This is a genomic window from Bacteroides sp. AF29-11, from assembly GCF_003602895.1.
GTDB classification, from domain to species: domain Bacteria; phylum Bacteroidota; class Bacteroidia; order Bacteroidales; family Bacteroidaceae; genus Bacteroides; species Bacteroides uniformis.
This window is the reverse complement of sequence record NZ_QTLY01000001.1, coordinates 103,641-130,149: the sequence shown is the minus strand read 5'-3', so window position 1 is coordinate 130,149 and position 26,509 is coordinate 103,641. Positions and strand designations below refer to the sequence as shown.

The following is a 26,509-nucleotide window of genomic DNA, read 5'->3' as shown; positions in this document are numbered from 1 at the left end:
GATTACTTTTGCAGCCCGAATAAAACCGGACTCCGAATGAATGTAACCGTTTCACATATCCGCAGTGCTTTGCAGGAGTGCTATCCTCCCCGGGAGGCAGCCAATCTTTCCCGTATTGTCTGCTGTGAAATGTTAGGTCAGAGTCATATTGACTATTACCTGGGCAAAGATATGATTTTATCTCCAAAGGATGAAAAGGAATTGGAAAGCATTCTTTCCCGTCTGTGCAATTTTGAGCCCATACAGTATGTGCAGGGTACTGCCCGTTTCCTGGGACGTACTTTTCGGGTGGCTCCGGGGGTGCTTATTCCCCGTCCCGAAACGGAAGAACTGGTGGAGAGGATGCTGGAGGAAGTCGCTCCGGCTTCCCGTATTCTCGACATTGGCACTGGAAGTGGGTGTATTGCCGTCACTTTGTCTAAAGAGTTGCCGGAAGCGGAAGTAACTGCTTGGGATATTTCCGGAGAAGCTCTTGCCATAGCCGGCGACAATAACCGCCTTTTGCAGACCTCCGTACAATTTGTACAGCGTGATGTCCTGACGTATCAACCGACTGAGGATGAGTACTTTGATGTAATCGTCAGTAATCCGCCTTATGTTACGGAAACAGAAAAGAAGGACATGGATCCAAATGTCTTGAACTGGGAACCTTCGGGAGCTTTGTTTGTTCCAGACAGCGACCCGCTCCGTTTCTATCGGCGTATAGGTGAACTGGGACGGAGCATGCTGACGGTCGGCGGCCGACTCTATTTTGAAATCAACCGGGCATTTGGAGAGGCTGTCGCTTCGATGCTTCGCAAGCAAGGCTATACGAATGTCCGTATCCGAAAAGATATTTCCGGCAACGACCGGTACGTAATTGCAGAACGATGATAGAAATAACTGAAACTGAAGCTTTGAACAGAGTGGCGGCATATTGCTCCACTGCCGAGCATTGCCGGGCGGAGATTGCGGAGAAACTGCAACGCTGGGGCATTGCCTATGATGCCATAGACCGTATCATCAACCGTCTGGAACAAGAGAAGTACATTGATGAAAAGCGCTTCTGCCGTGCTTTCATCAACGACAAATACCGTTTTGCCAAATGGGGCAAGATGAAGATAGGGCAGGCGCTCCAGTTGAAAAAGATATCTTCATCTGTCTATTGGCCCTATTTGAACGAGATTGATGAGGAGGAATACCACGCCGTCTTGCAGAAACTGCTGGCGGCAAAGCGTAAAAGCGTCCGTGCCGAAAGTGAGTATGAGTTGAATGGCAAACTGGTGCGTTTTGCCTTGAGCAGGGGGTTCGAAATGAAGGATATATGTCGTTGCATAGAGGTTTCTGAGGAAAATGACTACTCCGAATGAAAATTATCGGCTTTCTCTTTTTTATTCTCATTCTGTTTCCGTATTTTTGTGCCATATTTATCATATATAGATTAGTTTTGCTATGAAAACTTTAGAAAGATTGTTTGCAGAGAAGTTGCTGAAGATAAAAGCGATTAAACTACAACCGGCTAACCCGTTCACTTGGGCATCCGGATGGAAGTCTCCGTTTTATTGTGATAACCGCAAAACCCTTTCTTATCCTTCTCTCCGTAATTTCGTAAAGATTGAAATTACGCGTCTGATTTTGGAACGTTTCGGACAGGTGGATGCCATTGCCGGTGTGGCAACGGGAGCTATCCCGCAAGGTGCCTTGGTGGCCGATGCATTGAACTTGCCGTTTGTATATGTACGCTCCACTCCGAAAGACCATGGACTGGAGAATTTGATTGAAGGTGAACTTCGTCCCGGTATGAAGGTGGTAGTCGTGGAAGATTTGATTTCTACGGGTGGAAGCAGCTTAAAGGCTGTAGAAGCTATCCGCCGTGACGGATGTGAGGTCATCGGTATGGTGGCTGCCTATACTTATGGTTTCCCGGTTGCCGAAAAGGCTTTCAAGGATGCCAAAGTGCCTTTGGTGACGCTGACCAATTACGAGGCTGTGATGGAAGTGGCACTGCGTACGGGCTATATCGAGGAAGAAGATGTGGAGACTCTGAATGAATGGCGTAAAGACCCTGCACATTGGGAATCTGGTAAATAAGAACTTATTTGTAAAAATGTTAATATGGATAAAAGAGCCATTCGGATAGATTCTGTCCGGATAGTTCTTTTTTCTTTTTGAATACGATTGATTATGACGAAATTTGAGAGTGGAGTGAAAGTTGTACCGGCTTCACAAGAAGCTGTTTATGAAAAGCTTTCCAACTTGAGCAATCTGGAGAAGGTGAAAGACCGTCTGCCTGAAGACAAAGTGAAGAACTTGAGTTTTGATGCGGAGAGCATGACGATAGAGGTGGCTCCCGTGGGAAAGATTACGTTGCAGATTGTGGAGAAGGAACCTTGCAAGTGTATCAAGTTTGCAACAACCACTTCACCGCTGCCCTTCAATCTGTGGATACAGATTGTACCCGTCACCGAAACCGAATGTAAAATGAAACTGACCATCGGCATGGATATAAATCCGTTTATGAAGGCCATGGTGCAGAAACCCTTGCAGGAAGGATTGGAGAAGATGGCAGATATGCTGGCGATGATACAATATTAATCATTAATCATTAGAAACAACGTGGCTCAGAAACTTTGGGAAAAATCCGTTCAGGTAAATAAGGATATCGAACGCTTCACGGTAGGCCGTGACCGTGAAATGGACCTTTATTTGGCAAAGCACGATGTGCTGGGTTCCATGGCGCACATCACAATGCTCGAAAGCATTGGCTTGTTGACGAAGGAAGAACTGCGGCAATTGCTGGCCGAATTGAAGAAAATCTATGCGATGGCCGAGTGTGGAGAATTTGTGATAGAAGAGGGAGTGGAAGACGTTCACTCACAAGTGGAACTTATGTTGACGCGCAACTTGGGTGATATAGGTAAGAAAATACACAGCGGACGTTCGCGCAACGACCAGGTGTTGCTCGATTTGAAGCTCTTTACCCGTGCAGAGATAAAGGAAGTGGCGGAGGCTGTGGAACAATTGTTCCATGTGCTGATTATGCAGAGCGAACGCTACAAGGATGTACTGATGCCGGGTTATACACACTTGCAGATAGCCATGCCGTCTTCTTTCGGACTTTGGTTTGGGGCATACGCCGAGAGCCTGGTGGACGATATGATGTTCCTTCAGGCAGCTTTCAAGATGTGCAACCGCAATCCTTTGGGTTCTGCTGCGGGATACGGTTCCTCGTTCCCGCTGAACCGTACGATGACTACCCGTCTTCTGGGATTTGATTCCCTCAACTACAACGTAGTGTATGCCCAGATGGGGCGTGGCAAGATGGAGCGTAATGTAGCTTTCGCCCTTGCCAGTGTGGCCGGAACCATATCGAAATTGGCTTTTGACGCATGTATGTTCAACAGTCAGAACTTCGGTTTTGTGAAGCTGCCGGACGATTGCACTACCGGCTCCAGCATCATGCCTCACAAGAAGAACCCGGACGTCTTTGAACTGACGCGTGCCAAGTGCAACAAACTGCAATCCCTTCCCCAGCAGATTATGATGATAGCCAACAATCTTCCTTCCGGCTATTTCCGTGACTTGCAGATTATCAAAGAGGTCTTCCTGCCTGCTTTTCAGGAACTGAAAGACTGTCTGCAGATGACGACTTACATTATGAATGAAATCAAGGTGAACGAACATATTCTTGATGATGACAAGTATCTGCTTATTTTCAGTGTGGAGGAAGTCAACCGCTTGGCACGTGAAGGGATGCCTTTCCGCGATGCCTACAAGAAGGTGGGACTGGATATTGAAGCCGGAAACTTCTCGCACAGCAAAGAGGTACATCATACCCATGAAGGCAGTATCGGAAACCTTTGCAACGATGAAGTCTCTGCCCTGATGCAGAAAGTGGTAGATGGTTTCAATTTTGAGACCATGCAAGCTGCAGAGAAAGAGTTGCTGGGCAGGTAAAAGGTTCTGCGGGTTCAAGTCCCGCTGCGAGTACTGTACTTTTATAAAAAAAAATTTGGCAGAAACGGGAAAACTGTTTATCTTTGCACCCGTTCTCCAAATGCGGAAATAGCTCAGTTGGTAGAGCATAACCTTGCCAAGGTTAGGGTCGCGAGTTCGAGTCTCGTTTTCCGCTCTCTTTTCCCTTTTTAGGATGCTCGAATGGTGGAATGGTAGACACGAAGGACTTAAAATCCTTTGGCCATTGCGGCTGTGCGGGTTCAAGTCCCGCTTCGAGTACTCGATTAAGCTCTGTGAATCATTGATTTGCAGAGCTTTTTCTTTATAAGCTCTTGATATGAAAGACCGTTTCCCTATAGCGAACAAAGTGTTTCCCTTAATGAAAACAAACTGTTTTTCCTTATTGGAACAAACTGTTTCTCTATACTTGAACAAAGTGTTCATCGCTGTGAACTAACAAACTAACTATAATGCTTAGTGGATGATGTGCGCGTGGCACTTACTAATATGTGCTTGCAGATGAAATAAAAGAATCTATATAAATAGCCTCCTCTTTATTGTTCAGAACAGCTTGGGGCGTTTGTTATTGAACCGATAGCCGATACCCAACATCAGATAATTGGGCTCATGAAATTCCCGGAGGTTATATCCTATATGGAGATACGAATTGCGTGTTACGTCTATTTTCAGGGCAAGAATCTGATAGAAAGACTTCATGTCACCGCCGCCGTGCAGAACATTGGCTCCCAGACCGATACCTACCGTGAAGTAAGGCATGACAAATTCTCCGCGGGCGGATAAGCCCAATGCCATCTGTTTCTTGGCGGGCGGAGTATAGAAGCCGTTCTCTTCCTCGTACGATTCTTTCATGTTCGCACTGTGGTCGTATACGCCGTCCAACGCCACACCGGCGCGGAATTTATAGCCGAAGTTGTACATGGGTGCAAAGCTGAAACCGAACACGTTGTAAGTGCCGGGTGCGGGTACCTGGCCACTACTGCCCTCATGGGCCACTGCTTTCTTTCGCCAGGAGCCGAACAAAGTCAGGTCGTAGCTGACGTGGCGGGGGAATGGAGGAACGATAGGGCGTTGCCATGACTGGGCAAGCTCATCCGCTCTGCGGTTAAAGTTATATACCAGTCCCACTTTGCAGTCCACCGTGTTCAGACCGGAGTTGGGATATTGGGTGTTTCCGTTGGAAAAGTGGCTTCCGGTAGCTCCTATCATCAAGTCGAACTTGGGGGAGAGTGCCCACTTTAAGTAGAGGTTCACATTGAGATAGGCATTCACTTTCGAGCCGATAATCTGGTTCTCCGGGTTGTCATATTCATCGTAGGGTTTCCAGCCGAACGATGCGCCGAAGTTCCATTCATAGTTCAAGGATATGCGGGGGCTGAATTGGGCGATGCGTCCCCCTTGAAACAGATAGACCGCCAGCGGGTTGCCCAGCTCTTCCGGATTGCCGAAGTTGAAATAGCCGACTCCAATCCCTTGATAGGCTCCTATATAAGCCTGGTCGGCAACGGTGTGGGGACGGAGCTGGAAGGAGTATTTCAGATGGCCGGCATAGGCATTTTTCATGGCCTTGTATTGGTGGTTGGAGTACTCCAGAAAAGGGTTGGTCTGAAAAATATAGCCAGCACGCCCTTCTACGCCTAATCTGTGGATGAAGCGCTGTGAGAAAGGGAGTGTATCCCGTTTGTATTCCGAATGACTATCGGATGTCCATTGTTGGGCGTATATTGTATCAGACAAGAAAAGTACCGCTCCTAAGAAAGCCAGTATTTTCCATATCTGCATTCTATTTTTCATATGCCGTGTCGGTCTTTCTTGTTTATAAATGTTCCAAGTGAAGTTTAATTTCGTGCAAATATAGTTTTTTTCTCCTTTTGGTATTCACAATGAGACAACTATTTGTAAAAAGAGGGGGTAAAACTGAAATCGTCAATAGAATGGCAGACTTCGGTTTTACCCCTTCCTTATTCATTTACCCGGATGTTGTCTTATGATTCAGATGCTGGGTGGCGAGTGTTATTTCCGGTCGTTCTCCCGGATTTCCACACGGCGGATTTTCCCGCTGATGGTTTTGGGGAGCTCATCAACAAATTCGATGACACGCGGGTATTTGTAGGGAGCCGTCACTTTCTTCACATGGTTCTGCAACTCCTTGACAAGCTCTTCTCCGGCGCGTGCCTTGTACTCTTTTGCCAACACAATCGTAGCTTTTACCACTTGGCCGCGGATTTCATCGGGCACACCGGTAATGGCACATTCTACTACGGCTGGGTGGGTCATCAATGCACTTTCCACTTCGAACGGGCCGATGCGGTAGCCGCTACTTTTGATGACGTCGTCGGCGCGACCCACGAACCAGAGGTAGCCGTCTTCGTCCTTCCAGGCTACATCTCCCGTGTAGTAAATGCCGTTGTTCCATGCCTCGTGGGTGCGGTTGGCATCACGGTAGTATTCCTTGAACAATCCCAGCGGTTTGCCTTTGTCGGTACGGATTACAATCTGTCCCTGTTCACCGGCTTCCACGGAACGTCCTTCGTGGTCTATCAGGTCTACATCGTATTGCGGATTGGGCAATCCCATGCTGCCGGGTTTCGGTTCCATCCACGGCATGGTGGCAACGGTAAGGGTCGTTTCGGTCTGTCCGAAGCCCTCCATCAGCTTGATGCCCGTTAACTTCTTGAAGGTCTCGAATACAGCGGGGTTCAAGGCTTCTCCGGCGATGGTGCAGTATTCTAGGCTGGATAGGTCGTACTTCGTAAGGTCTTCGTGAATGAGGAACCGGAAGATGGTGGGCGGTGCACAAAGCGACGTGACGTGATAATCCTGTATCTTCTCCAGTATGGCTGCGGGAGTGAACTTCTCGTGGTCGTATACAAATACGTTGGCACCGGCAATCCATTGTCCGTAGAGCTTGCCCCACACGGCTTTTCCCCAACCGGTGTCGGCAATGGTGAGGTGTAGGCTGCTCTCTTTCAGGTTGTGCCAGAAGCTGCCGGTGACGATATGTCCCAACGGATAGGTGAAGTCGTGGGCCACCATTTTGGGCTCTCCGGTAGTACCGCTGGTGAAGTACATCAGGGAGATGTCATCGTTCGTGTTCGGATGTTCCGGTTTCACGAAAGGAGCGGCGGCCTCGATACCTTTGTGGAAGTCTTCGAATCCTTCGGGAGCTTCCGGCCCGACGCTTACGAGGCGTTTCACAGAAGGAGACTCTGGCATAGCTGCCGTGATATGGTCGGTGATGACGCTTTCGCCGGCACAGACTATCATTTTAATGTCTGCGGCGTTGCAGCGGTATACGATGTCTTTCTTCGTCAGCAGGTGGGTGGCGGGAATCACCACTGCACCGAGTTTGTGCAGTGCCACAATGCTGAACCAGAATTCATAACGGCGTTTCAGTATCAGCATCACCATGTCTCCGTGCCCGATGCCGAGGCTTTGGAAATAGGAAGCCGTCATGTCTGTGTACCGTTTCATGTCGGCAAAGGTAAACTGCCGGCATTCGCCCTGGTCATTGGTCCACAACAGTGCGGGTTTGTCGGGCTGCTCGGCTGCCCAGGCATCCACTACGTCGTAGCCGAAGTTGAAATTCTCCGGTACGTTTATCTTCAAGTTCTTGATGAAGTCCTCCTGTGAGGTGAAGGATGTTTGAGATAAAAATCTTTCTACCATAACTTTATTACATGATTACTGCCAGGAATTTTACAGTCTTTCCGTCAAGCGCCTTCATGCCGTGCGGCAGTTTGGAGTTGAAGTATAGACTGTCTCCTTCGTTTAAGATTAAGTCTTTGCCGTCGATGCTGACCATCATACGGCCTTCCAGTACGAGGTTGAACTCCTGACCGGTATGGCTGTTGTAATGTATCGGCTCGCTGTCCGGTTTCGGTTCTACGGTCACGATGAACGGGTCTGCCGTGCGGTTGATGAAACCGGCTGCCAGCGATTGGTATTTATATGCCTTGGTACGTTCTATACTGGTTCCTTTTCCGGCACGTGTCAGGAAGTAGGAGCTCATTTTGGGCTCTTGCCCAAACATCAGTGCGTCCAGTGATATGCCGTAGTGCCGTGCTATCTTCTGCAGCATGCTGACCGAGATGTCGAATTCTCCGGTTTCGGCCAGACGGTACTCTTCTGCAGAGATGTCGCAGTCGCGGGCGATATCGTCGGCAGTCAGTTCCAATACGTCACGCAGTCCGCGCAGGCGTTCGGCTATTTGTCTGATTTGTTCGTCCATAATTATATTTTTTTAATGGGTTGTTATTAAAGTGTGGCAATGTGCCAATAGGCTGCACAATGTTTAATTATACCGTAGCTCATAGGCATATCGGGACATCGTTACATTAGCACATTAAATATCATTTACTCGCTTTGATGGCTTTAATCACAGTGGAGGTGAATCCTTCATGTTCCAGCTCGTTGATTCCCTTGATGGTAATTCCTCCGGGGGTACACACCTTGTCAATCTCAACACTGGGGTGCGTGTCGTTGTTCAGAATCAGCTCGGCTGCCCCTTTCACGGATTGTGCCACCATGCGCATGCCGTCTTTGGGATAGATACCCATTTCAACGCCGGCCTGCATGGCTGCCTGGATATACTTAAGCACGTAGGCGATGCCGCAGGAAGTCATGGCAGTGGTTGCCGCAATCTTTTCTTCGGGAATGAGCATGGCGAGTCCCATCTGGTTGAAAATGTCCAGCATCAGTTGCTCCTGCTCCTTGGTGGCATTGCGGCTGGCGATGAGTGTCATGCTTTCCATCTCGCTGATGGCGGTATTGGGAATAAGACGGAACATGGTCATTTCTTTGTCTGCTACATAGTGTGTCAGCTTTTCAAAAGGAATGCCGGCTGCAACGGATATAAGAATCTCTGTGCCTTTTAGTTCCAGTTCCTTTATCACTGGCTCCATCAGCCATGGCTTCACGGCAAAGATTATCATATCTGCACCGGCTGCCGCTTCCTGGTTGTCATTGGTCACTTGCAATGCGGGGAATTCTGCCTTCAGCTTGTCCAGCTTGCCCTGGGTGGGGTTGGAGACAATGATGTTACCGGCAGGGATGATTGTTCCTTTTGCCAGCCCTCGGGCAATGGCTCCCCCCATATTTCCTGCACCGATAATTGCTGCTTTCATATCTTTTTGTTGTTAAAAGAGTTGTTTTGCTGGCAAAGGTAGATAAATTTTCTACAAAAAACGACCGAGAGAGAAAGGTATTCTGCTTTTCGGTCGTTTCTTTTGCTGGCTGATTATTTGTGTCAAATATTAAAGTACTTTCTTGAAGCGTTCCAAGAATTCCTTTGCTTCATCCATGCCGAGGCACAGAGGCGGCAGCAGGCGAAGTACATTCGTACCGCTTACACCGGTGAATACATGCTGCTCTTTCAGTAGTCTTAGGCGCAGTTCCTTGATGGGTTCTTCAAATTCCAGCCCTATCATGAGTCCGCGTCCGCGAACGTCCTTGATTTGAGGGAATTTCTTTAGTTCCGTTATCAGGAAGTTGCCGACTTGGGCTGCATTCTCTATCAGGTTTTCCTGCTCTATCACATCCAGCACGGCAAGGGCGGCACTGCAAGCTAGGTGGTTTCCACCGAAAGTGGTTCCAAGTTGCCCGTATACTGGTGTAAACATTGGGCTGATGAGTACGCCTGCCATCGGGAAACCATTGCCGATGCCTTTTGCCACGGTGATGATGTCGGCTTTGATGCCGTTGTACTGATGGGCGAAGAACTTGCCGCTGCGTCCGTAGCCGCTTTGGATTTCATCGAGAATCAAGACCGTGTTGTATTCCGTACAAGTCTGGCGGAGAGCCTGCATGAATTCGTCTGTCGGCAGTTGGATGCCGCCTACACCTTGTATGCCTTCGATAATCACTGCGCAGACATCTCCTTTGGACAATTCGGCCTTCATGGCTTCGATGTCGTTCAACGGGAGGTAGGTGACGTGCCCGCAGTTGTTGATGGGAGCGATGATTTTAGGATTGTTCGTTACTTCCACCGCCAGTGAGGTACGTCCGTGGAATGCTTTTGAGAAGGATATCACACGGGTACGGCCATTGTAGAAGGAGGCGAGTTTCAAGGCGTTTTCATTGGCTTCGGCACCGCTGTTGATGAGGAAGAATGAGTAGTCGTCATAGCCACAGACTTTTCCCAAGCGTTCTGCCACTTGCTGTTGCAGCTTGTTAATTACTGAGTTTGAGTAGAATCCTAACGTAGCAACTTGGTTACTCACCATCTCTACATAATGTGGATGTGCATGTCCGATTGAGATGACTGCATGGCCACCGTAGAGGTCGAGGTATTCGGTACCGTTCTCGTCCCATACATGGCAGCCTTTTCCTTTGACGATGTTGATGTCAAAGAGAGGGTATACGTCGAATAAATTCATTTTTTTTAGAATGCAGAAGGTTTCAACCGTAATCCTACGGTCTCTTCCAGGTTAAACATTAAATTCATGTTGTGGACTGCTTGTCCGCTGGCACCTTTCAGGAGGTTGTCGATGCAGGAAATGATAAGCAGCTTGTCACCGTGCTTCTCCAGGTGGATGAGGCATTTATTGGTATTCACCACTTGTTTCAGGTCAATGTTCTTTTCCACGACAAATGTAAAGGAATCTTTGGCGTAGTATTCTTCGTACATACGGATGATTTCTTCCAGAGCCACTTTGGTCTTTACTACGATGGTAGTGAAGATACCGCGCGGGAAGTCACCCCGGTAGGGGATAAAATCTATTTCTGCATCGAAACTGTTTTGCAGCTGGCGGAGTGATTGCTTGATTTCGGGCACGTGCTGGTGCTCGAAAGCTTTGTAAACACTCATGTTGTTGTTGCGCCAGCTGAAGTGGCTCGTGGCACCCGGTTTCACTCCGGCACCCGTACTTCCGGTGATGGCATTCACCATGATGTCATCATTCAGCATCAGGTGCTTGGCGAGCGGCAGCAGCCCCAATTGTATGCAGGTGGCAAAGCAGCCCGGATTGGCTACATGCTTTGCCTTGCAGGTGGCGCGGCGGTTCAGTTCCGGCAAGCCGTAAATGAAGTCGTGGTCAGGAGAGGCTATGCGGTAGTCCATGGAGAGGTCGATGATTCTCAGCTCCTCGGGCACGTTGTGGCTTTCGAGGAATTTTCTCGTGTCGCCATGTGCCGTACAGAAAAACAGCACGTCGATTTCTTCCAGCGGAAGCTGGTCGGTAAATACCAAATCTGTTTCACCGTACAGTCCTTCGTGTACATCAGTAATTTTGTTGCCGGCGTTGCTTGAACTGTTTATGAATACGATTTCCGCTTCCGGATGGTTGAGCAGTAAACGTATCAGTTCGCCTGCCGTGTATCCGGCTCCGCCGATGATTCCTACTTTAATCATTTCTATAATATCTATTGGATTCTTCTGGTATGATAATCAATAATATAATGTATATAATTACACCTGCAAAAGCAGTAAAGACGGTAGCGAACGTATAAACGATGCGTACTAAAGATACGTCAAGTCCGAAAAAGTTTGCCAGTCCTGCACATACACCGGAAAGTATTCTTCCGGTTCGGGGACGTGTCAGTTTCCGTTTCTTGTCCGTCATTTAGATTTTCTCGTCTTTGTGATTTGAATAATATGCACGCAGTGCCGTGGAGGTTACTTTGATGAAGCCCTTGGCATCTTCTGCCGTCCAGCCTTTCTGCATTTCGCCGTATTCGCCGAACTTGTTTTTCACAAGGTCGTCCTTGCTTTCTACACCTACGGTAGAGAAGCAGAGTGGGTGAAGCTCGAGGATAGCCGTACCGTTTACGTTGCGTTGCGAGGATTCCAGCATGGCTTCGATGTCGCGCATTACCGGTTCCAGATATTGGCTTTCGTGCAGGAACATGCCGTACCAGTTGGCTACCTGGTCCTTCCAGTATTGCTGCCATTTGCTCAAGGTATATTTCTCCAGGAACTTGTGTGCGCCGATAATCAGCATGGGTGCGGCAGCTTCGAAGCCTACACGGCCTTTGATACCGATAATCGTGTCGCCTACGTGCATGTCGCGGCCGATGCCGTATGCTGCACCGATCTCTTCCACTTTCTGGATGGCTTTGATGGGATCGTCGAATGTCTCGTCGTTCACGGCTTTTAGTTCCCCCTTCTCAAAAGTTAGGCGCAACTGCTCGCTGCCCTCTTTGGTGCAGTGTTTCAGGTAGGCGCTTTCGGGCAATCCTTGTGCAGAATCTAGAATCTCACCACCACAGATGGAGGTGCCCCACAGACCCACGTTATAGGAGTATTTCAGTTTGGTGAAGTCGGCGGCAAAACCGTGTTGGTTCAGGTAGTCAATCTCTTCCTGACGGCTCAGTGCCATGTCGCGTGTCAGCGTAATGATTTCCACGCCCGGAGCCATGACGAGGAAAGTCATGTCGAAGCGAATCTGGTCGTTACCCGCACCCGTAGAACCATGAGCGATGGCATCGGCGCCGATTTCGTTGGCATAGCGTGCAATGGCCAGTGCCTGGAAGATACGTTCGGAACTTACGGAGATGGGGTAGGTGCCGTTACGCAGTACGTTTCCGAATACCATGTATCTTAGGCTTTTTTCGTAGTACTCTTGCGTCACGTCAATGGTGACGTATTCTTTGGCACCCAGCTTGTAGGCATTCTCCTCGTTAGTCTTCAACTGTTCGGGGCTGAAACCGCCAGTATTGGCACAAGCTGCATATACTTCGTATCCTTTTTCTTTGGCAAGATACATGACCGTGAATGAGGTATCCAAACCGCCGCTGAATGCGACTACCACTTTTTTCTTCTTTTCCATATCCTTATATTTTTATATTTTATCTTCTTCGTGCAGCTTCGGGTCGTAAAGCATTGCTGTGCAGATGCAGAATTTACGGTTCTTGGCTACCAATATATCATGGTTGATACAGCCTTCGCAACCTTTCCAGAAGGATTCGTCATCGGTTAGTTCGTTGAAGGTGACGGGCACATATCCTAGCTCGGTATTCATTTTCATGACGGCAGCTCCACTGGTGAGACTGAAAACTTTGGCATTGGGCCAACGTAGGCGTGCCAGGCGGAAAGAGGCGGTCTTGATACGTTTTGCCAGTCCCAGTCCCCGGTATTTGGGGTGTACTATCAGACCGGAGGTTGCTACATATTGCTTGTTGCCCCAGCTCTCTATGTAGGTGAAACCGGCAAAATCGTCTCCACACAAGGCTATGATGGCCTTTCCTTCTTTCATCTTAGTAGCTACGTATTCGTGTGTGCGTTCTGCGATGCCCGTTCCACGTACCTTAGCAGCTTCCCGGATGGTATCCAAAATCTTGTCCACGTAAACTTCATGTGAGGCGTCAGCCACCATCACATCAATTTGTTTCGAATCCATTTCTTATTTAATTTCTTGTTTTTTGTTGTTATCTATCATTTAATGTTCGGGATGATTTGCGATAGGAAGCTGCGTACCTCGTCATGTGACGCCGCTTCGTGCACCACCAGCATGATGGTGTCATCTCCGGCAATGGTACCCAGAATGGCGGGACACTCCCGGTTGTCGATGTCGTAGGCCATGCTGCTGGCATATCCGGGCCGGGTACGGATGACGGCAATATTGCCCGAAAATTGAAGTGAAACGAATCCGCTTGTCATCAACATCTCACTTGCACTCTGGTCGTTCGAACGTTTATACATGATGTTGTTGGGCAGCACATATACGTATTTGCCGTTCATGTTCGCTGCTTTCGCTACTTTCAGCTGTTTCAAGTCGCGTGACAAGGTGGCTTGTGTCAGTTCAAAGCCTTCCTTGCTCAAAGCTTGCAACAGTTCTTCCTGAGAACTGACGTCTTTGCTTGAGATAATCATCTTGATGGCGTCTAACCGATTGGCTTTTTTCTTCATTTTCTGTATAATTATTCTAAGGGTGGCGCAAAATTAGGGATTATTTCGGAAAGAATATGCAAAAAGGAGAGTTTTTTTATTCTTTTTATACATAGGTATATTATATATGTTGTTCTTGTTCTCTTTGTAGCAGCCTTGTTTATCTGTTCTTTCACGTTATTGGGGATTGTTTCTGTATGCATTTGATAAATGTTGATATAATATAGAATAGATATGCAATTGCCAAATCTGATACCCTTTCAATCAAAAACTGTACAAAAAGTAGGGGGATAATCTCCTATTTTTGTATCGTTGAATAGCAACTAAAACTAATCACCATGAAACAATGCTTTTTTGCGGTCGACTTGGGGGCTACCAGTGGCCGTACAATTCTGGGAACTTTTACTTCGAACGGCTTGGAAATGGAGGAAGTAAACCGTTTCCCAAATCATCTGATTGAAGCCGGCGGACACTTTTACTGGGATATTTATGAACTTTACCGTCATATTATTGAAGGGCTGAGGATTGCCGCCCGTAAAGGTGTAGAAATAACTTCCATCGGTATCGACACTTGGGGAGTAGATTTTGTCTGTGTAGGTAAGGATGGGGGATTTCTTCGCCAGCCGTATTCCTATCGTGACCCTCATACGGTGGGTGCTCCGGAAGCGTTCTTCACACGTATACCTCGTAGCCATGTGTATGGATGGACGGGGATTCAGGTGATGAATTTCAACTCCTTGTTCCAACTTGATACATTACGCCGTAATCATGACAGTGCATTGGCAGCTGCAGATAAATTGCTGTTTATGCCTGATGCTTTGAGCTATATGTTGACCGGTCAGATGGTAACGGAGTATACTATTGCCAGTACGGCACAGTTGGTAAATGCCAATACCTGCAGGCTGGAGGATGCCTTGCTGCAGGAGATTGGACTGACACAAGCTCATTTCGGGCGTTTTGTCTATCCTGGTGAAAAAATAGGGGGCTTGACGGAGGAAGTACAACGAATAACCGGACTTGGCGCTGTCCCCGTGATAGCTGTTGCCGGGCATGATACGGCTTCTGCTGTTGCTGCCGTACCTGCCATGGACCGTAATTTTGCTTATCTAAGTAGTGGTACTTGGTCTCTGATGGGAGTGGAGACGGATGCTCCAGTCATTACTGCTGAAACAGAATCCTTGAATTTTACGAATGAAGGCGGTGTGGAAGGAACCATTCGTTTGTTAAAAAATATTTGTGGTATGTGGCTGCTTGAACGTTGCCGTACCGAATGGGGGGAAATCCCTTATTCCGAACTCATCGTTGAGGCTGGTACTTGTGAACCATTCCGTAGTCTAATTAATCCGGATGATGCTTTGTTTACCAATCCGGCGAATATGGAGCAAGCCATCAAGACCTATTGTTCCGATTATCGTCAGCCTATTCCCATGACACATGGACAGATAGTACGCTGTATCTTTGAGAGTCTTGCTTTGAGATATCGTCAGGTGCTGGATAGCCTGCGAAATCTTTCACCACGTCCGGTGGAGGCTTTACATGTTATCGGTGGCGGTAGCCGTAACGAACTGCTTAACCAGTGGACAGCCAATGCTGTCGGTATTCCCGTGATTGCCGGACCTTCCGAAGCTACTGCTATCGGTAACGTTATGGTTCAGGCATTGGCTGCCGGAGCAGCTAGAAACATTGCTTCCATGAGACAGCTCATCAACCGTTCCATACCATTAAAGACTTTCTATCCGCAGGATATGGAGGATTGGAATACCGCTTACCTGCACTTCAAGCAATTGACGATGACTAATTATAATGGATAATGATTACCAATAACTTATAACTCATAATCAAATCACGTATCATGAAAGAAGAATTGATAAACAAAGCGTATGAAATTGCTAAAGAGCGTTACGCAGCTCTCGGATTGGATGTAGAAAAAGTAATGGAGCAACTTCAGAAAGTGTCTATCTCCATGCATTGTTGGCAGGCCGATGATGTTCAGGGATTCGAATCTGCCGGCTCATTGACCGGTGGTATCCAGACAACAGGAAACTATCCCGGTAAAGCCCGTAATATGGAAGAACTGCGTTCCGATATTTTGAAAGCTGCTTCTTATATCCCCGGTAAGCACCGTTTGAATTTGCATGAGATTTACGGTGACTTTGGCGGTACCTTCGTAGATCGCGATCAGGTAGAGGTGAAACATTTCGAAAGCTGGATGCAATGGGCAGCCGAGAATGGTATAAAATTGGATTTTAATTCCACTTCTTTCTCTCATCCGAAGAGCGGTAATCTTTCTCTGGCTCATCCGGACCAAGGTATCCGTGACTTTTGGGTCGAACATACTAAACGTTGTCGTGCCATTGCCGAAGAAATGGGGCGCCGCCAGGGAGATCCCTGCATCATGAATCTTTGGGTGCATGATGGTAGCAAGGATATCACTGTAAACCGTATGAAGTATCGTGTGCTTTTCAAAGATTCTCTCGACCGTATTTTTGCTACGGAATACAAGCATATGAAGGACTGCCTTGAATCGAAGGTGTTTGGCATAGGTTTAGAGAGTTATACAGTAGGCTCCAATGAATTCTGTATGGGCTATAGTGTACAGCATCAGAAACTTATTACCATTGATACCGGGCACTTCCATCCTACGGAAAGTGCTGCAGACAAGGTGTCTTCCATGTTGCTCTTTGTCCCTGAGCTGATGCTCCACGTAAGCCGTCCGGTACGTTGGGATTCTGACCATGTAACTATCATGGATGACCCCACTCTTGAACTTTTCCAAGAAATTGTCCGTTGCGATGCACTGGACCGTGTACACATTGGTCTTGATTATTTTGATGCTTCCATCAACCGTATCGGTGCTTATGTAATCGGTACCCGTGCGGCGCAGAAATGCATGTTGCGTGCGTTACTAGAACCATTGGCAAAGCTTCGCGAATATGAGGCCACCGGTCAAGGTTTCCAGCGCCTTGCTCTGCTCGAAGAGGCTAAGGCTTTGCCTTGGAACGCTGTTTGGGACATGTTCTGTCTGAAAAACAATGTTCCGGTAGGTGAGGAGTTCATCGCTGAAATAGAGAAGTATGAAGCTAATGTAACCTCTAAAAGAGGATAGGAAACCCTTGTAACTGACAGAAATGGAAATAATATTAGGGTTATTGATTATTGCCATCGGAGCATTCTGCCAATCCAGTTGCTATGTACCCATTAACCGCATCAAGGAGTGGAGCTGGGAGTCGTATTGGATTGTACAAGGTGTTTTCGCTTGGCTGGTTTTTCCGTTCTTGGGCGCGTTGCTGGCAGTACCTGCCGGCAATTCGCTGTTCGAGATTTATGCAAACAATCCTGCGGATACGCTTTGGACTATGTTCTTCGGAGCTTTATGGGGAGTGGGGGGACTGACGTTTGGTTTGTCTATGCGCTATTTGGGCGTAGCTCTTGGGCAGTCTATCGCTTTGGGTACTTGTGCCGGATTGGGAACGATATTGACTCCGGTATTTACTGGTAAGGCAGGAGATTTGACAACATCGGTTATTGTTGGTGTAGTGGTCACGTTGGTAGGTATTGGCATTATCGGTCTGGCCGGTAGCATGAAGTCTGCCAGCCTGAGCGAAGAAGAGAAGAAGAAGGCCGTAAAGGATTTCAATTTTACTAAAGGTATTATTGTAGCCCTTCTTGCTGGATTTATGAGTGCGTGTTTCAGTATAGGATTGGGTTTTGGAGAGAAACTCTGTTTTGCTGAAAGTGCGGATATATTCAAGACACTGCCTGCTACATTGATGGTGACACTGGGTGGTTTCATTACGAATGCCGTCTATTGTTTCTATCAAAATTCCAGGAACAAAAGTTGGGGCGATTATGGCAAGAAATCCCTTTATGTAAACAATGTCTTGTTTTGTGCTTTGGCCGGTGTGTTGTGGTACAGCCAGTTCTTTGGTCTTAGCTTGGGTAAGGGATTCCTTGCTGACTCTCCGGTATTGCTCACATTCTCGTGGTGCATCCTGATGTCGTTGAACGTAACGTTCTCCAATGTTTGGGGTATCCTTTTGAAGGAATGGAAAGGGTGTACACCCAAGACAATTACAGTGCTTGTCATAGGCTTGGCAGTCTTGATAATTTCTTCTTTCCTGCCACAGTTGCTGGGGTAAGTTTAAATACCTATCTTTGAATATAAAACTAAAATATATCTGCATATATGAAATCAATTCTAGAAAATCGTCCGGCGCTGGCTGCGGAAGTTAATAAGGTGGCTGAGGTGGCTGGTTATCTCTGGCAGAAAGGTTGGGCAGAACGTAATGGGGGCAATATTACGGTCAACATCACTGAGTTTGTAGACGATGAAATCAAGGCTATGCCCGCCATTAGTGAGGTGAAATCAATCGGTGCTACTTTACCTTATTTGAAAGACTGCTATTTTTATTGCAAAGGCACCAACAAGCGTATGCGCGATTTGGCCCGTTGGCCGATGGAGAACGGTTCGGTCATCCGCATTCTGGATGACTGTGCCAGCTATGTCATTATAGCCGACCAGTCTGTACAGCCTACATCGGAACTTCCTTCCCATCTTAGTGTACACAACAATCTGATAGCGAAAGGTTCTCCCTATAAAGCTTCGGTGCATACGCATCCTATTGAGCTGGTAGCCATGACTCACAACAAGAAGTTTCTGGAAAAAGATGTAGCTTCGAACCTGCTTTGGAGTATGATACCGGAAACAAAGGCTTTCTGTCCCCGCGGTTTGGGCATCATCCCTTATCAACTTCCCAGCTCGGTAGAATTGGCTGAGGCTACCATCCGCGAACTGGATGACTATGATGTAGTGATGTGGGAGAAACATGGTGTGTTTGCTGTGGATGTGGATGTGATGGCTGCTTTCGACCAGGTGGATGTACTCAATAAATCCGCCCTTATTTATATCGCTGCCAAAAATATGGGTTTTGAACCGGATGGTATGAGCCAGCTTCAAATGAAGGAAATGTCCGTAGCGTTTAATTTGCCCAAATAATTGTTTTAACAGATAGTGTGTAATTATGTATAGAATGATATTGAATGAGACCTCTTATTTCGGTGCCGGCTGTCGCGAAACGATTGCCGTGGAGGCTGCCCGCAGAGGTTTCAAAAAGGCTTTCTTTGTAACGGACAGAGATTTGATCCGTTTCAAGGTGGCTGATAAAGTGATTGAAGTTTTCGAGAAGAACAGTATACCTTATGAGCTCTTCAGTGATGTGAAGGCCAATCCTACCATTACCAATGTACAGAATGGTGTGGCTGCTTTCAAGGCATCCGGTGCCGATTTTATCGTGGCTTTGGGTGGCGGCTCTTCCATTGATACGGCAAAAGGTATTGGTATTGTTGTGAATAATCCGGATTTTGCAGATGTGAAGTCTCTGGAAGGTGTGGCGGATACTCGTCAAAAGGCTGTCCCTACTTTTGCTTTACCTACTACGGCGGGAACTGCTGCTGAGGTGACCATCAATTATGTTATCATTGACGAAGAGGTCAAAAAAAAGATGGTTTGTGTAGACCCTAATGATATTCCGGCAGTAGCTATTGTTGACCCGGAGCTGATGTATTCCATGCCGAAAGGATTGACTGCTGCAACCGGTATGGATGCACTGACTCATGCCATAGAAAGCTATATAACGCCGGGTGCATGGGCTATGTCGGATATGTTCGAACTGAAAGCCATTGAAATGATTGCTGTCCATTTGAAAGCTGCCGTAGACAATGGCAGCGATTCGGTTGCCCGCGAGGCCATGTCTCAAGCGCAATACATTGCCGGTATGGGGTTCAGCAATGTCGGTCTGGGCATCGTTCATTCCATGGCCCATCCTTTGGGTGCCCATTATGACACTCCGCATGGGGTGGCCAACGCATTGCTTCTTCCTTACGTAATGGAGTATAATGCAGCGTCTCTGGCAGCTTCCAAATATGTCCATATTGCGAAGGCGATGGGAGTCAATACGGAAGGTATGAGCGTGGAAGAAGGTATATGTGCTGCTATTGATGCTGTCCGGAAATTGTCTTTAAGTATTGGCATTCCACAGCGGTTGCGTGAAATCAATGTTAGGGAAGAGGATTTGCATCAATTGGCTATCGATGCTTTCAATGATGTCTGCACCGGTGGCAATCCGAGACCTACATCTGTGGAAGATATAGAAGCTCTGTATCATAAAGCTTTTTAAGGCAAGCGCTATTTTAGGTTACATGTCTATTCCCGTCCGTGATGAATAATATTCGCTGCGGACGGGATTTTTCATAAATAATCTCTATTTTTGTTCCGGAGCTATTATGGAAGGCACGTGTTATGACTAAAAATTATAATGATTTAGGAGTAGAGTTTAAGTACCTTATTGTAAATGACATGGACCAGAGATATGGTCTTTGGGTAAATACTGTGGGCTTTCAGTCTATCCAGCCTAATTCTCCTTATCCGTTGAAGGATCATCCTACCGGTTATTTTTTCAATGCGCAGAAAGGACGGATTCTGCGCGAGTACCAGTTGGTCTATATTACTAAAGGGAGGGGGTTGTTCTCCTCGGAGACCACGCCAGAGAAGCAAGTGTGCAAAGGACGACTGATGGTGCTGTTTCCCGGTCAGTGGCATACATATTATCCTTATGTGCAGACGGGTTGGAATGAATATTATATTGGTTTCGAGGGAGCTGTGATTGATGATATGGTGAAAGGTGGTTTTCTATCGAAAGAGAATCAAGTGTTGGAGGTGGGGTTGAATGAAGAGCTCGTTTCACTTTTCTCTCGCGCTTTGGAAATTGCGGAAGCTGATAAGATTTCTTCCCAGCAATATCTTGCCGGTATTGTGCTACATATGATAGGGATGATATTGTCCATCTCTAAAAACAAGATTTTCGAAGTGGGTGATGTCGATCAGAAAATAGAGCAGGCTAAAATCATCATGAACGAGAATGTATTCAAGGATGTTGACCCGGAAGAACTGGCAATGAAGTTGAATATCAGTTATTCTTGGTTTCGCAAAGTATTTAAGGATTATACCGGCTATGCTCCTGCAAAATATTTCCAAGAGCTAAAGTTGCGTAAGGCTAAGCAATTGCTGGTGGGTACTTCTTTATCGGTGAAAGAAATCTCTTTTATGCTCGACTATAAGTCTACCGAGCATTTCTTCTCCTCGTTTAAGAAACGTACGGGGTTCACTCCATTGGAGTATCGCTCTTATGGTCGGGAAACCGGAGGAGAGGAGGTATAAAACAAAAAAAGACTTAACTTCTAAAAGTTAAGTCTTTTCTGTCGGAATGAGGCGACTCGAACGCCCGACCCCTACGTCCCGAACGTAGTGCGCTACCAACTGCGCTACATTCCGATTGCTTTTGAAAAGTGGTGCCACCAGGAATCGAACCGGGGACACAAGGATTTTCAGTCCTTTGCTCTACCAACTGAGCTATGGCACCTTTTTCGTTTGCGGGTGCAAAGATAAAGAGTTTTTTTTATACCGCAAGGCTTTTTGAGGAAAAATATCTAAAAAAGGTGCCTCTTGCTCTATGGAGCGAGGCACCTTACTTCTAAAAATCATTTGCTATCGAAGACATCAGTCGATATTCGGATTGATGCTGTGCCAGTCTTTGATGGCAGGCAGTACACCCATTTCTATCACCTCGTCACGAAGTGTGCAGAGATGGGCATAGCTTTCTTTCAGTTTGGCTTCTTCTTCGGGCGTGCCGTTCAGTTCCTTATAGTGTACACCGTCTTTGGTAATTTCAGTTTCCATTGCCATCATGATGTGGTCGAAGCCGTGGCTGTGTACATATGTACCGGCAGGCCAGCGGAACGGTTTGCCACCCATCGCTGCAGCTATCATTTCGATAGAGACGTATGCCGGACTCTGGAAGGAAGAACGTCCACGGAGGGCGATGATGTTGGCACCGCCTTTGGTTACCTTAGTCTGGATTTCGACCCACTGTTCTTTAGTCAGGGCAGGGGTACCGATGATATCAAGTAACGGTTTACCGTCCACCTTGGCGGTAGAGGCATATACAGCCATCTGTTCACCATGACCGCCGTAGGTACGGCAATTTTCGATTTTGTCGGGGGCGATGCTGAAGTGCTTGGAAAGTTCACTGCGCAGGCGGGTGCTGTCGAGGGCAGCCAATGTGGTCACTTGTGAAGGTTTCAGGCCGGAATACAATAGGGTAATCAGACCGGTGATGTCGGCAGGGTTGAAAATGACAACCACGTGCTTCACATCCGGACAGTAGGCTTTTACATTCTTACCGAATTCTTCGGCAATAGCGGCATTGCCTTTCAAAAGGTCTTCGCGGGTCATGCCGGCCTTGCGGGCGGCACCGCCTGATGATACCACATACTTGGCACCGGTCAGCGCTTCTTTGATATCGGAGGTAAATGTGATGTTCATTCCTTCGAATCCGCAGTGGAACAGCTCTTCGGCCACACCTTCCAGTCCGGGAGCATAAGGGTCGTACAGACATAGGTTGGGAGTGAGATGCATCATGATTGCAGTCTGTGCCATGTTTGAACCGATCATGCCGGCTGCGCCGACGATTGTCAATTTGTCATTTGTCAGAAATTCCATAATCTTTTTTATTTAAAGGTGAGTAATATCTTTTCTTGCTGATTGTCACGATACAAAGATAACCCTTTTTGAAGAGAGTTGTTCATAGAAAAAAGTTATCTTTTAGAGCAAAAAGTTATTTCTTCTTTCCGAACTGCTGTATTGTACCTAAATTACTTATCTTTGTTGGGAAAATGAAGATAAGTAAGAAACTATGAGCATTGAGTTAGGAAAGTACAATACGCTGGAAGTGGTGAAGGAGGTAGCCTTCGGCATGTATCTGGACGGTGGCGAAGAAGGTGAAATTCTGCTTCCGTCGCGTTATGTCCCCCAAGACTGTAAGGTGGGAGACAAACTGAACGTTTTTATATATCTTGATAACGAAGAACGTCTGGTAGCCACTACTCTGACACCGTTAGTGCAGGTCGGGCAGTTTGCCTGCTTGGAGGTGGCGTGGATAAACCAGTATGGTGCTTTCCTTAACTGGGGATTGATGAAGGATCTTTTCGTCCCCTTCCGCGAACAGAAAATGAAGATGCAGGTGGGAAAGAAGTATGTGGTTCATGCCCATTTGGATGATGAAAGCTATCGTATCGTGGCATCGGCCAAGGTAGACCGTTATCTTTCCAAAGAGAAGGCCGCCTATGAGTCGGGGCAGGAGGTGGATATCCTGATTTGGCAGAAGACGGATTTGGGATTCAAGGCGATCATCAACGATGAATATAGCGGCTTGCTATATGAGAGCGAGATATTTCAGCCACTGCACACGGGCATGAGGATGAAAGCCTATGTGAAGCAGGTACGTGAAGACGGCAAGATAGACCTGCTGCTTCAAAAACCGGGGCAGGCTAAAGTAGAAGATTTCTCAGCTACGTTGCTGGACTATATCCGTGAACAGGGCGGACGGATAGCTTTGAATGACAAGAGTCCGGCAGAAGAAATCTATGCAACTTTCGGTGTCAGCAAGAAAACCTTCAAAAAGGCTGTGGGAGATTTGTACAAAAAACATCTGGTTGTATTGGAGGAAGATGGAATCAGGATTAGGAATTAGTCCCAGTCATTAGGAATTTCCCTACTTGTAAATAGAGACAATCATTAGGGAGGGGAATTTCCTCTCCCTATTTTTGTCGTACAATAAAAAAAGAAAAGTCATGATACGTCATTTGATATTAAGTGTTTGTCTAGTTCTGGTAGCGTTTCCCGCAATAAAAGCGGCGCCCATAGACGGAATCCGTATAGAAAGTCCATACCGTAGAGTGGTGGTACTGGTCGACGGACAGCAGGTTTGCCTGCCTACTTTCAGTTGTTTTGTAGCCAATCTGCGTGGTAGTTGTCGGGTAGAGGTTTATGAAGCGCCATCCCGTGGGGAGAATTCCCGAAGAGGAAAACTCCTATATGATGAACGTGTGCATTGCTCCATCAATGAAGTGGAAGATATTTTCATTCCAGAGGACAAAAGACCTGGTGGAAACTGGGGTACTTCTAATCATCACAAGCCTGGCAGACCCGGTGACAGACCGTTAGGAGGCGAGCAGCATGAACCGGTGATGTCACCATCTGCCTTCGAACAGTTTATGGGGCTGATGGAAAAACAGAGTTTCGATTCAGACCGTAAGGAAGTGCTCGACCATGCCTTGCTGACCTCTTGGTTCACTACTGACCAGTGTATCCGTCTGATGGATTTTTATCGTTTCGACAGTGAAAAGAAACAGTTGATGAAGAAGATTTATCCTAAAATAGCCGATAAACCGAATTTCTATTATGCGATAGACAAGCTGACCTTCTCGTCGGACAAGAACGAGATAAATGCCTTCATCAAACAATATCATGAGAAGAATAACTAAAAAAAGGAGGGATTATGAAACGGATTATATTTATATTTCTTGCCGCTATGATGAGTACAGCTGTTTGTAGTGCGGCAATGAGCAACAGCAAAGTGCGTAAAGAGACCCGTTTTCTTACGGACAAGATGGCCTATGAATTGAACCTGAGTACAGAACAGTATAATGACGTGTACGAAATAAACTATGATTTCATTTCCGGTATACGTTATCTGATGGATGACGTTCTTCGGGGGGAGGAATGGGCCTTGAATCGCTATTACGATTATCTGGATGTGCGCAATGACGACCTTCGATGGGTGCTGAATAACCGGCAGTACGGCCGTTTCATGCAGGCCGCCTATTTTTACCGTCCGGTTTATGTAAGTGGTGGTCGTTGGTCTTTTAGGGTTTACATCACTTACACCAACCATAATCATTTCTATTTCCCGCGGCCGTATCATTACCGTACATATTGCGGTGGGCATTATCGTACGCACTATCACAACAGCTATTATCGCGGTCGTTACCATCATCCGCACTATACTGGTTCGTGGAGTATTCGGAATGATAAGTCGTACCACACCAGCCGCCGTTCAGATTTCGGTTCGGTGAACATCCGCCCTAATTCGCATAAGCGTCCGGCAGGCAGGGATGATGTATATACCACGCGACGTAGCAACAGTAGTAATAATCGCATTAGCACAGGTACACGTAACAGCAGTACGCGACGTAGTAGTGTGGATAGTGGCAGAAAGTCGAGTAAAGAGAAAATAGAAACCACAAGAATTAAAAATAATGATAAGAGCCCCAGCCGTAGCAGGGTAAAGACGGCAAGCAAGGAAAGAAGAAATGCTTCCGGCGTACGGAGTTCCGAAAGCCGTCGCAGCAGCTCTTCAAGCACTACCCGCAGTTCTACCGGCAGTAGCTCTTCCCGCTCTTCGGAAAGGAGATAGAAGAACAAAAAACTCCCCTCTTGTCAGCCTGGAGGCAGGGAGAGGGGAGAATCAAACACAACAACTAAAATTATACTTCTTTTTTTATTCAATCGGTTCTCCCTTATAGAAATCCAGAATCTTGGTACGGAACAGATAGTCATACTTGGCTTGCAATTCGTCCGATTGGGATTTCATAAGGTTCTGTTTTGCTTCATTGTATTCTACGGCATTTGCTTTTCCGTTCTCATACTTTTCGCTCATCAGCTTGAAAGACTCTTCGCTGGCAACGGTGGCTGTATGGCTGCTGGTATATTTGCTTTCGGCAGCGGCGGCGTTGTACCATGCCTGCTGGATTTCCTTGTAAAGCGTCTTTTTGGCGTTATCCAGTTGCAAGGCATAGTTCTCGCGTTGCAGGCGTGCCGTGCGCACCCGGTTACGGGTAGAGAGGCGGTTGAAAATAGGCACGCTGAGGTTGAAGCCTACGTATTTGTTGAAGTTATCGTTCATCTGCTGGCTGAAGGTGCGGTCGATGGTAGAATAGTAATTCGTACCGAGACTGCCGTTCAGGCTCAGTTGCGGGTAGTAGCTGCTCTGGGCAATACGGATGCTGTGCTTGCTGCCTTCCAGACGAAACTGTGCAGCCTGTATGGAGGCCTTACTCACCATGGCCGTTTGGAATATTTCATCAGGAGGAGTGAGAGGAACCAGATCCGGATTGACTGTCGGAGATTCCAGATTGAACCCTTCAGGTGTTTCCAGCTCGATAAGCTGGCTAAGGTCGAGCAGGGCCAAGTCATGGTTGTTCCTTGTCTGCACTACATTCATCTCGTCTTGTGCCACGCGTGCTTTGGCTTCTGCCAGTTCTGCCGGAGAAGCTTTGCCCAAGTCGGCAAGCCGGCTGATGCGGGCATATTGCTCTTTGCTCAGTTGTACTTGTCCCAACGCCACCTGGTGAAGTTCTTCATTGAACAGCACTTGCAGGTAGGCTGAAGCTATGTTGATGGAAATATCTTCTTTGGCCTTATCCAGGTCGGCAATGGCGGCTTTGAGGTTCAGTTTGGCCAATGCATACTGGTGGGGAATTTCCAGACCGGTAAAAATAGGTATGCTGGTACTGACAGACATATTGGTACCGTGGCTGCTTGTATTGACGTATACGGTGGAGTAGTCTCCCGTATCCTCGTTCTTGATGGCCGTTTGCGTACGTCCCCAGTTCCAGTTCTGGCCGGCGTTGGCATTCAGGTTCGGCAGTCGTGCCCATTTGGCTGTATTTACTTCGACAGCGCTCTGTTCGGCGGCGTTGGCTGTCTGGCGGATGCCGATGTTATGCTCGATGGCATAGTCTATGCATTGGCGCAAAGACCAGCGTTCCTGCGCCTGCATTGAGACACTGCCGAGTATGGCGAGGTATAAGAATATCTTTTTATTCATATCG

At 47.2% G+C, this 26,509-nt stretch carries 26 protein-coding genes and 4 tRNA genes; 16 read left to right on the top strand and 14 right to left on the bottom strand.

Annotated features, from left to right (window positions below):
- The first annotated feature begins 36 nt into the window (after positions 1–36).
- The 7 genes from prmC to DWZ03_RS00475 all read left to right on the top strand — a co-directional run bounded on the left by prmC (position 37) and on the right by DWZ03_RS00475 (position 4,215).
- A complete protein-coding gene (prmC, locus tag DWZ03_RS00505) occupies positions 37–873 on the top strand; it encodes a peptide chain release factor N(5)-glutamine methyltransferase (RefSeq protein WP_005834758.1) in 837 nt (278 codons plus the stop codon).
- The gene (locus DWZ03_RS00500; protein ID WP_005834760.1) at positions 870–1,349 is read left to right on the top strand and encodes a regulatory protein RecX; all 480 of its coding nucleotides are present in this window, start codon (positions 870–872) and stop codon (positions 1,347–1,349) included. Before prmC ends, DWZ03_RS00500 begins: the two co-directional genes overlap by 4 nt.
- An 82-nt stretch (positions 1,350–1,431) precedes the next feature.
- Entirely contained in the window at positions 1,432–2,070 is a 639-nt protein-coding gene (gene pyrE / locus DWZ03_RS00495; RefSeq protein WP_005825142.1) for an orotate phosphoribosyltransferase, read from the top strand.
- Positions 2,071–2,163: 93 nt separating this feature from the next.
- The gene (locus tag DWZ03_RS00490; protein WP_005834762.1) at positions 2,164–2,574 is read left to right on the top strand and encodes an SRPBCC family protein; all 411 of its coding nucleotides are present in this window, start codon (positions 2,164–2,166) and stop codon (positions 2,572–2,574) included.
- A 21-nt stretch (positions 2,575–2,595) separates the two neighbouring features.
- Positions 2,596–3,936 carry an argininosuccinate lyase gene (gene argH, locus DWZ03_RS00485; protein ID WP_005834763.1) on the top strand — a complete coding sequence of 447 codons (1,341 nt, stop codon included), beginning with the start codon at positions 2,596–2,598 and terminating at the stop codon, positions 3,934–3,936.
- 102 nt (positions 3,937–4,038) lie between these two features.
- Positions 4,039–4,111, top strand: a tRNA-Gly gene (locus tag DWZ03_RS00480).
- Between the two features lie 20 nt (positions 4,112–4,131).
- Positions 4,132–4,215 (top strand) — tRNA-Leu (locus DWZ03_RS00475).
- Positions 4,216–4,497: 282 nt separating this feature from the next.
- Here DWZ03_RS00475 and DWZ03_RS00470 read toward each other — a convergent pair.
- The 10 genes from DWZ03_RS00470 to argR all read right to left on the bottom strand — a co-directional run bounded on the left by DWZ03_RS00470 (position 4,498) and on the right by argR (position 13,801).
- On the bottom strand, positions 4,498–5,748 hold the full coding sequence (locus DWZ03_RS00470) for an acyloxyacyl hydrolase (protein WP_035457578.1): 1,251 nt from the start codon (positions 5,746–5,748) through the stop codon (positions 4,498–4,500).
- A gap of 219 nt (positions 5,749–5,967) precedes the next feature.
- A complete protein-coding gene (locus tag DWZ03_RS00465) occupies positions 5,968–7,623 on the bottom strand; it encodes an AMP-binding protein (RefSeq protein ID WP_009037781.1) in 1,656 nt (551 codons plus the stop codon).
- Between the two features lie 7 nt (positions 7,624–7,630).
- Positions 7,631–8,185 (bottom strand): helix-turn-helix domain-containing protein, encoded by a 555-nt coding sequence (locus DWZ03_RS00460; RefSeq protein ID WP_005825132.1) that lies wholly within the window; start codon positions 8,183–8,185, stop codon positions 7,631–7,633.
- Positions 8,186–8,306: 121 nt separating this feature from the next.
- Positions 8,307–9,080 carry a pyrroline-5-carboxylate reductase gene (gene proC, locus DWZ03_RS00455; RefSeq protein ID WP_005825128.1) on the bottom strand — a complete coding sequence of 258 codons (774 nt, stop codon included), beginning with the start codon at positions 9,078–9,080 and terminating at the stop codon, positions 8,307–8,309.
- 129 nt (positions 9,081–9,209) lie between these two features.
- Positions 9,210–10,331: an aspartate aminotransferase family protein gene (locus DWZ03_RS00450; protein ID WP_057097735.1), complete on the bottom strand. Its 1,122-nt coding sequence runs from the start codon at positions 10,329–10,331 to the stop codon at positions 9,210–9,212.
- Positions 10,332–10,336: 5 nt separating this feature from the next.
- Positions 10,337–11,305: an N-acetyl-gamma-glutamyl-phosphate reductase gene (gene argC / locus DWZ03_RS00445; protein ID WP_005834778.1), complete on the bottom strand. Its 969-nt coding sequence runs from the start codon at positions 11,303–11,305 to the stop codon at positions 10,337–10,339.
- A complete protein-coding gene (locus tag DWZ03_RS00440) occupies positions 11,298–11,516 on the bottom strand; it encodes a PspC domain-containing protein (protein ID WP_117720784.1) in 219 nt (72 codons plus the stop codon). The genes argC and DWZ03_RS00440 overlap by 8 nt, the downstream gene beginning before the upstream one ends.
- Positions 11,517–12,722 (bottom strand): argininosuccinate synthase, encoded by a 1,206-nt coding sequence (locus tag DWZ03_RS00435; RefSeq protein ID WP_035449833.1) that lies wholly within the window; start codon positions 12,720–12,722, stop codon positions 11,517–11,519.
- A 12-nt stretch (positions 12,723–12,734) separates the two neighbouring features.
- Positions 12,735–13,292 (bottom strand): GNAT family N-acetyltransferase, encoded by a 558-nt coding sequence (locus tag DWZ03_RS00430; protein ID WP_005825115.1) that lies wholly within the window; start codon positions 13,290–13,292, stop codon positions 12,735–12,737.
- A 35-nt stretch (positions 13,293–13,327) separates the two neighbouring features.
- Positions 13,328–13,801: an arginine repressor gene (gene argR, locus DWZ03_RS00425; RefSeq protein ID WP_005825113.1), complete on the bottom strand. Its 474-nt coding sequence runs from the start codon at positions 13,799–13,801 to the stop codon at positions 13,328–13,330.
- 317 nt (positions 13,802–14,118) lie between these two features.
- Between argR and DWZ03_RS00420 the strand changes: the two genes are divergently transcribed.
- From DWZ03_RS00420 to DWZ03_RS00395, 6 genes are all read left to right on the top strand, one after another.
- Positions 14,119–15,591: a rhamnulokinase gene (locus tag DWZ03_RS00420; protein ID WP_120128435.1), complete on the top strand. Its 1,473-nt coding sequence runs from the start codon at positions 14,119–14,121 to the stop codon at positions 15,589–15,591.
- A gap of 41 nt (positions 15,592–15,632) precedes the next feature.
- On the top strand, positions 15,633–16,886 hold the full coding sequence (locus DWZ03_RS00415; RefSeq protein WP_009037783.1) for an L-rhamnose isomerase: 1,254 nt from the start codon (positions 15,633–15,635) through the stop codon (positions 16,884–16,886).
- A 22-nt stretch (positions 16,887–16,908) separates the two neighbouring features.
- Positions 16,909–17,919, top strand: a complete 1,011-nt coding sequence (gene rhaT / locus DWZ03_RS00410) for an L-rhamnose/proton symporter RhaT (protein ID WP_087332225.1) — start codon at positions 16,909–16,911, stop codon at positions 17,917–17,919.
- Positions 17,920–17,966: 47 nt separating this feature from the next.
- Entirely contained in the window at positions 17,967–18,776 is an 810-nt protein-coding gene (gene rhaD / locus DWZ03_RS00405; RefSeq protein ID WP_005825102.1) for a rhamnulose-1-phosphate aldolase, read from the top strand.
- Between the two features lie 25 nt (positions 18,777–18,801).
- Positions 18,802–19,956, top strand: coding sequence for a lactaldehyde reductase (gene fucO / locus DWZ03_RS00400; RefSeq protein WP_120128434.1), 1,155 nt, complete (start codon positions 18,802–18,804; stop codon positions 19,954–19,956).
- A gap of 122 nt (positions 19,957–20,078) precedes the next feature.
- Entirely contained in the window at positions 20,079–20,996 is a 918-nt protein-coding gene (locus DWZ03_RS00395; RefSeq protein WP_120028758.1) for an AraC family transcriptional regulator, read from the top strand.
- Between the two features lie 41 nt (positions 20,997–21,037).
- Here the strand turns inward: DWZ03_RS00395 and DWZ03_RS00390 are convergent.
- The 3 genes from DWZ03_RS00390 to DWZ03_RS00380 all read right to left on the bottom strand — a co-directional run bounded on the left by DWZ03_RS00390 (position 21,038) and on the right by DWZ03_RS00380 (position 22,337).
- Positions 21,038–21,110: transfer RNA gene (locus tag DWZ03_RS00390), tRNA-Pro, on the bottom strand.
- 15 nt (positions 21,111–21,125) lie between these two features.
- Positions 21,126–21,198: transfer RNA gene (locus tag DWZ03_RS00385), tRNA-Phe, on the bottom strand.
- A gap of 137 nt (positions 21,199–21,335) precedes the next feature.
- On the bottom strand, positions 21,336–22,337 hold the full coding sequence (locus tag DWZ03_RS00380) for a malate dehydrogenase (protein WP_120128431.1): 1,002 nt from the start codon (positions 22,335–22,337) through the stop codon (positions 21,336–21,338).
- A 193-nt stretch (positions 22,338–22,530) separates the two neighbouring features.
- Between DWZ03_RS00380 and DWZ03_RS00375 the strand changes: the two genes are divergently transcribed.
- The 3 genes from DWZ03_RS00375 to DWZ03_RS00365 all read left to right on the top strand — a co-directional run bounded on the left by DWZ03_RS00375 (position 22,531) and on the right by DWZ03_RS00365 (position 25,092).
- Entirely contained in the window at positions 22,531–23,367 is an 837-nt protein-coding gene (locus DWZ03_RS00375; RefSeq protein WP_005834783.1) for a S1 RNA-binding domain-containing protein, read from the top strand.
- Positions 23,368–23,467: 100 nt separating this feature from the next.
- Entirely contained in the window at positions 23,468–24,160 is a 693-nt protein-coding gene (locus DWZ03_RS00370; protein WP_005825088.1) for a DUF4476 domain-containing protein, read from the top strand.
- 14 nt (positions 24,161–24,174) lie between these two features.
- Positions 24,175–25,092 carry a hypothetical protein gene (locus DWZ03_RS00365; protein WP_120128428.1) on the top strand — a complete coding sequence of 306 codons (918 nt, stop codon included), beginning with the start codon at positions 24,175–24,177 and terminating at the stop codon, positions 25,090–25,092.
- Positions 25,093–25,176: 84 nt separating this feature from the next.
- Here DWZ03_RS00365 and DWZ03_RS00360 read toward each other — a convergent pair whose 3' ends face one another.
- Complete coding sequence (locus DWZ03_RS00360) at positions 25,177–26,505, bottom strand: TolC family protein (RefSeq protein ID WP_120128425.1); 1,329 nt, start codon at positions 26,503–26,505, stop codon at positions 25,177–25,179.
- Positions 26,506–26,509 lie beyond the last annotated feature (4 nt).

Excerpts from the sequence above, each read along its gene's own strand:
- argC (WP_005834778.1), bottom strand. The coding sequence starts at position 11,305 with ATGATTAAAGTAGGAATCATCGGCGGAGCCGGATACACGGCAGGCGAA.
- DWZ03_RS00470 (WP_035457578.1), bottom strand. The coding sequence starts at position 5,748 with ATGAAAAATAGAATGCAGATATGGAAAATACTGGCTTTCTTAGGAGCG.
- DWZ03_RS00375 (WP_005834783.1), top strand. The coding sequence starts at position 22,531 with ATGAGCATTGAGTTAGGAAAGTACAATACGCTGGAAGTGGTGAAGGAG.
- DWZ03_RS00460 (WP_005825132.1), bottom strand. The coding sequence starts at position 8,185 with ATGGACGAACAAATCAGACAAATAGCCGAACGCCTGCGCGGACTGCGT.
- DWZ03_RS00395 (WP_120028758.1), top strand. The coding sequence starts at position 20,079 with ATGACTAAAAATTATAATGATTTAGGAGTAGAGTTTAAGTACCTTATT.
- rhaD (WP_005825102.1), top strand. The coding sequence starts at position 17,967 with ATGAAATCAATTCTAGAAAATCGTCCGGCGCTGGCTGCGGAAGTTAAT.
- DWZ03_RS00450 (WP_057097735.1), bottom strand. The coding sequence starts at position 10,331 with ATGAATTTATTCGACGTATACCCTCTCTTTGACATCAACATCGTCAAA.
- DWZ03_RS00420 (WP_120128435.1), top strand. The coding sequence starts at position 14,119 with ATGAAACAATGCTTTTTTGCGGTCGACTTGGGGGCTACCAGTGGCCGT.
- argR (WP_005825113.1), bottom strand. The coding sequence starts at position 13,801 with ATGAAGAAAAAAGCCAATCGGTTAGACGCCATCAAGATGATTATCTCA.
- DWZ03_RS00465 (WP_009037781.1), bottom strand. The coding sequence starts at position 7,623 with ATGGTAGAAAGATTTTTATCTCAAACATCCTTCACCTCACAGGAGGAC.
- DWZ03_RS00490 (WP_005834762.1), top strand. The coding sequence starts at position 2,164 with ATGACGAAATTTGAGAGTGGAGTGAAAGTTGTACCGGCTTCACAAGAA.
- DWZ03_RS00380 (WP_120128431.1), bottom strand. The coding sequence starts at position 22,337 with ATGGAATTTCTGACAAATGACAAATTGACAATCGTCGGCGCAGCCGGC.
- DWZ03_RS00440 (WP_117720784.1), bottom strand. The coding sequence starts at position 11,516 with ATGACGGACAAGAAACGGAAACTGACACGTCCCCGAACCGGAAGAATA.
- pyrE (WP_005825142.1), top strand. The coding sequence starts at position 1,432 with ATGAAAACTTTAGAAAGATTGTTTGCAGAGAAGTTGCTGAAGATAAAA.
- proC (WP_005825128.1), bottom strand. The coding sequence starts at position 9,080 with ATGAAAGCAGCAATTATCGGTGCAGGAAATATGGGGGGAGCCATTGCC.
- DWZ03_RS00360 (WP_120128425.1), bottom strand. The coding sequence starts at position 26,505 with ATGAATAAAAAGATATTCTTATACCTCGCCATACTCGGCAGTGTCTCA.
- prmC (WP_005834758.1), top strand. The coding sequence starts at position 37 with ATGAATGTAACCGTTTCACATATCCGCAGTGCTTTGCAGGAGTGCTAT.
- DWZ03_RS00500 (WP_005834760.1), top strand. The coding sequence starts at position 870 with ATGATAGAAATAACTGAAACTGAAGCTTTGAACAGAGTGGCGGCATAT.
- DWZ03_RS00365 (WP_120128428.1), top strand. The coding sequence starts at position 24,175 with ATGAAACGGATTATATTTATATTTCTTGCCGCTATGATGAGTACAGCT.
- rhaT (WP_087332225.1), top strand. The coding sequence starts at position 16,909 with ATGGAAATAATATTAGGGTTATTGATTATTGCCATCGGAGCATTCTGC.
- DWZ03_RS00435 (WP_035449833.1), bottom strand. The coding sequence starts at position 12,722 with ATGGAAAAGAAGAAAAAAGTGGTAGTCGCATTCAGCGGCGGTTTGGAT.
- DWZ03_RS00430 (WP_005825115.1), bottom strand. The coding sequence starts at position 13,292 with ATGGATTCGAAACAAATTGATGTGATGGTGGCTGACGCCTCACATGAA.
- DWZ03_RS00370 (WP_005825088.1), top strand. The coding sequence starts at position 23,468 with ATGATACGTCATTTGATATTAAGTGTTTGTCTAGTTCTGGTAGCGTTT.
- DWZ03_RS00415 (WP_009037783.1), top strand. The coding sequence starts at position 15,633 with ATGAAAGAAGAATTGATAAACAAAGCGTATGAAATTGCTAAAGAGCGT.
- fucO (WP_120128434.1), top strand. The coding sequence starts at position 18,802 with ATGTATAGAATGATATTGAATGAGACCTCTTATTTCGGTGCCGGCTGT.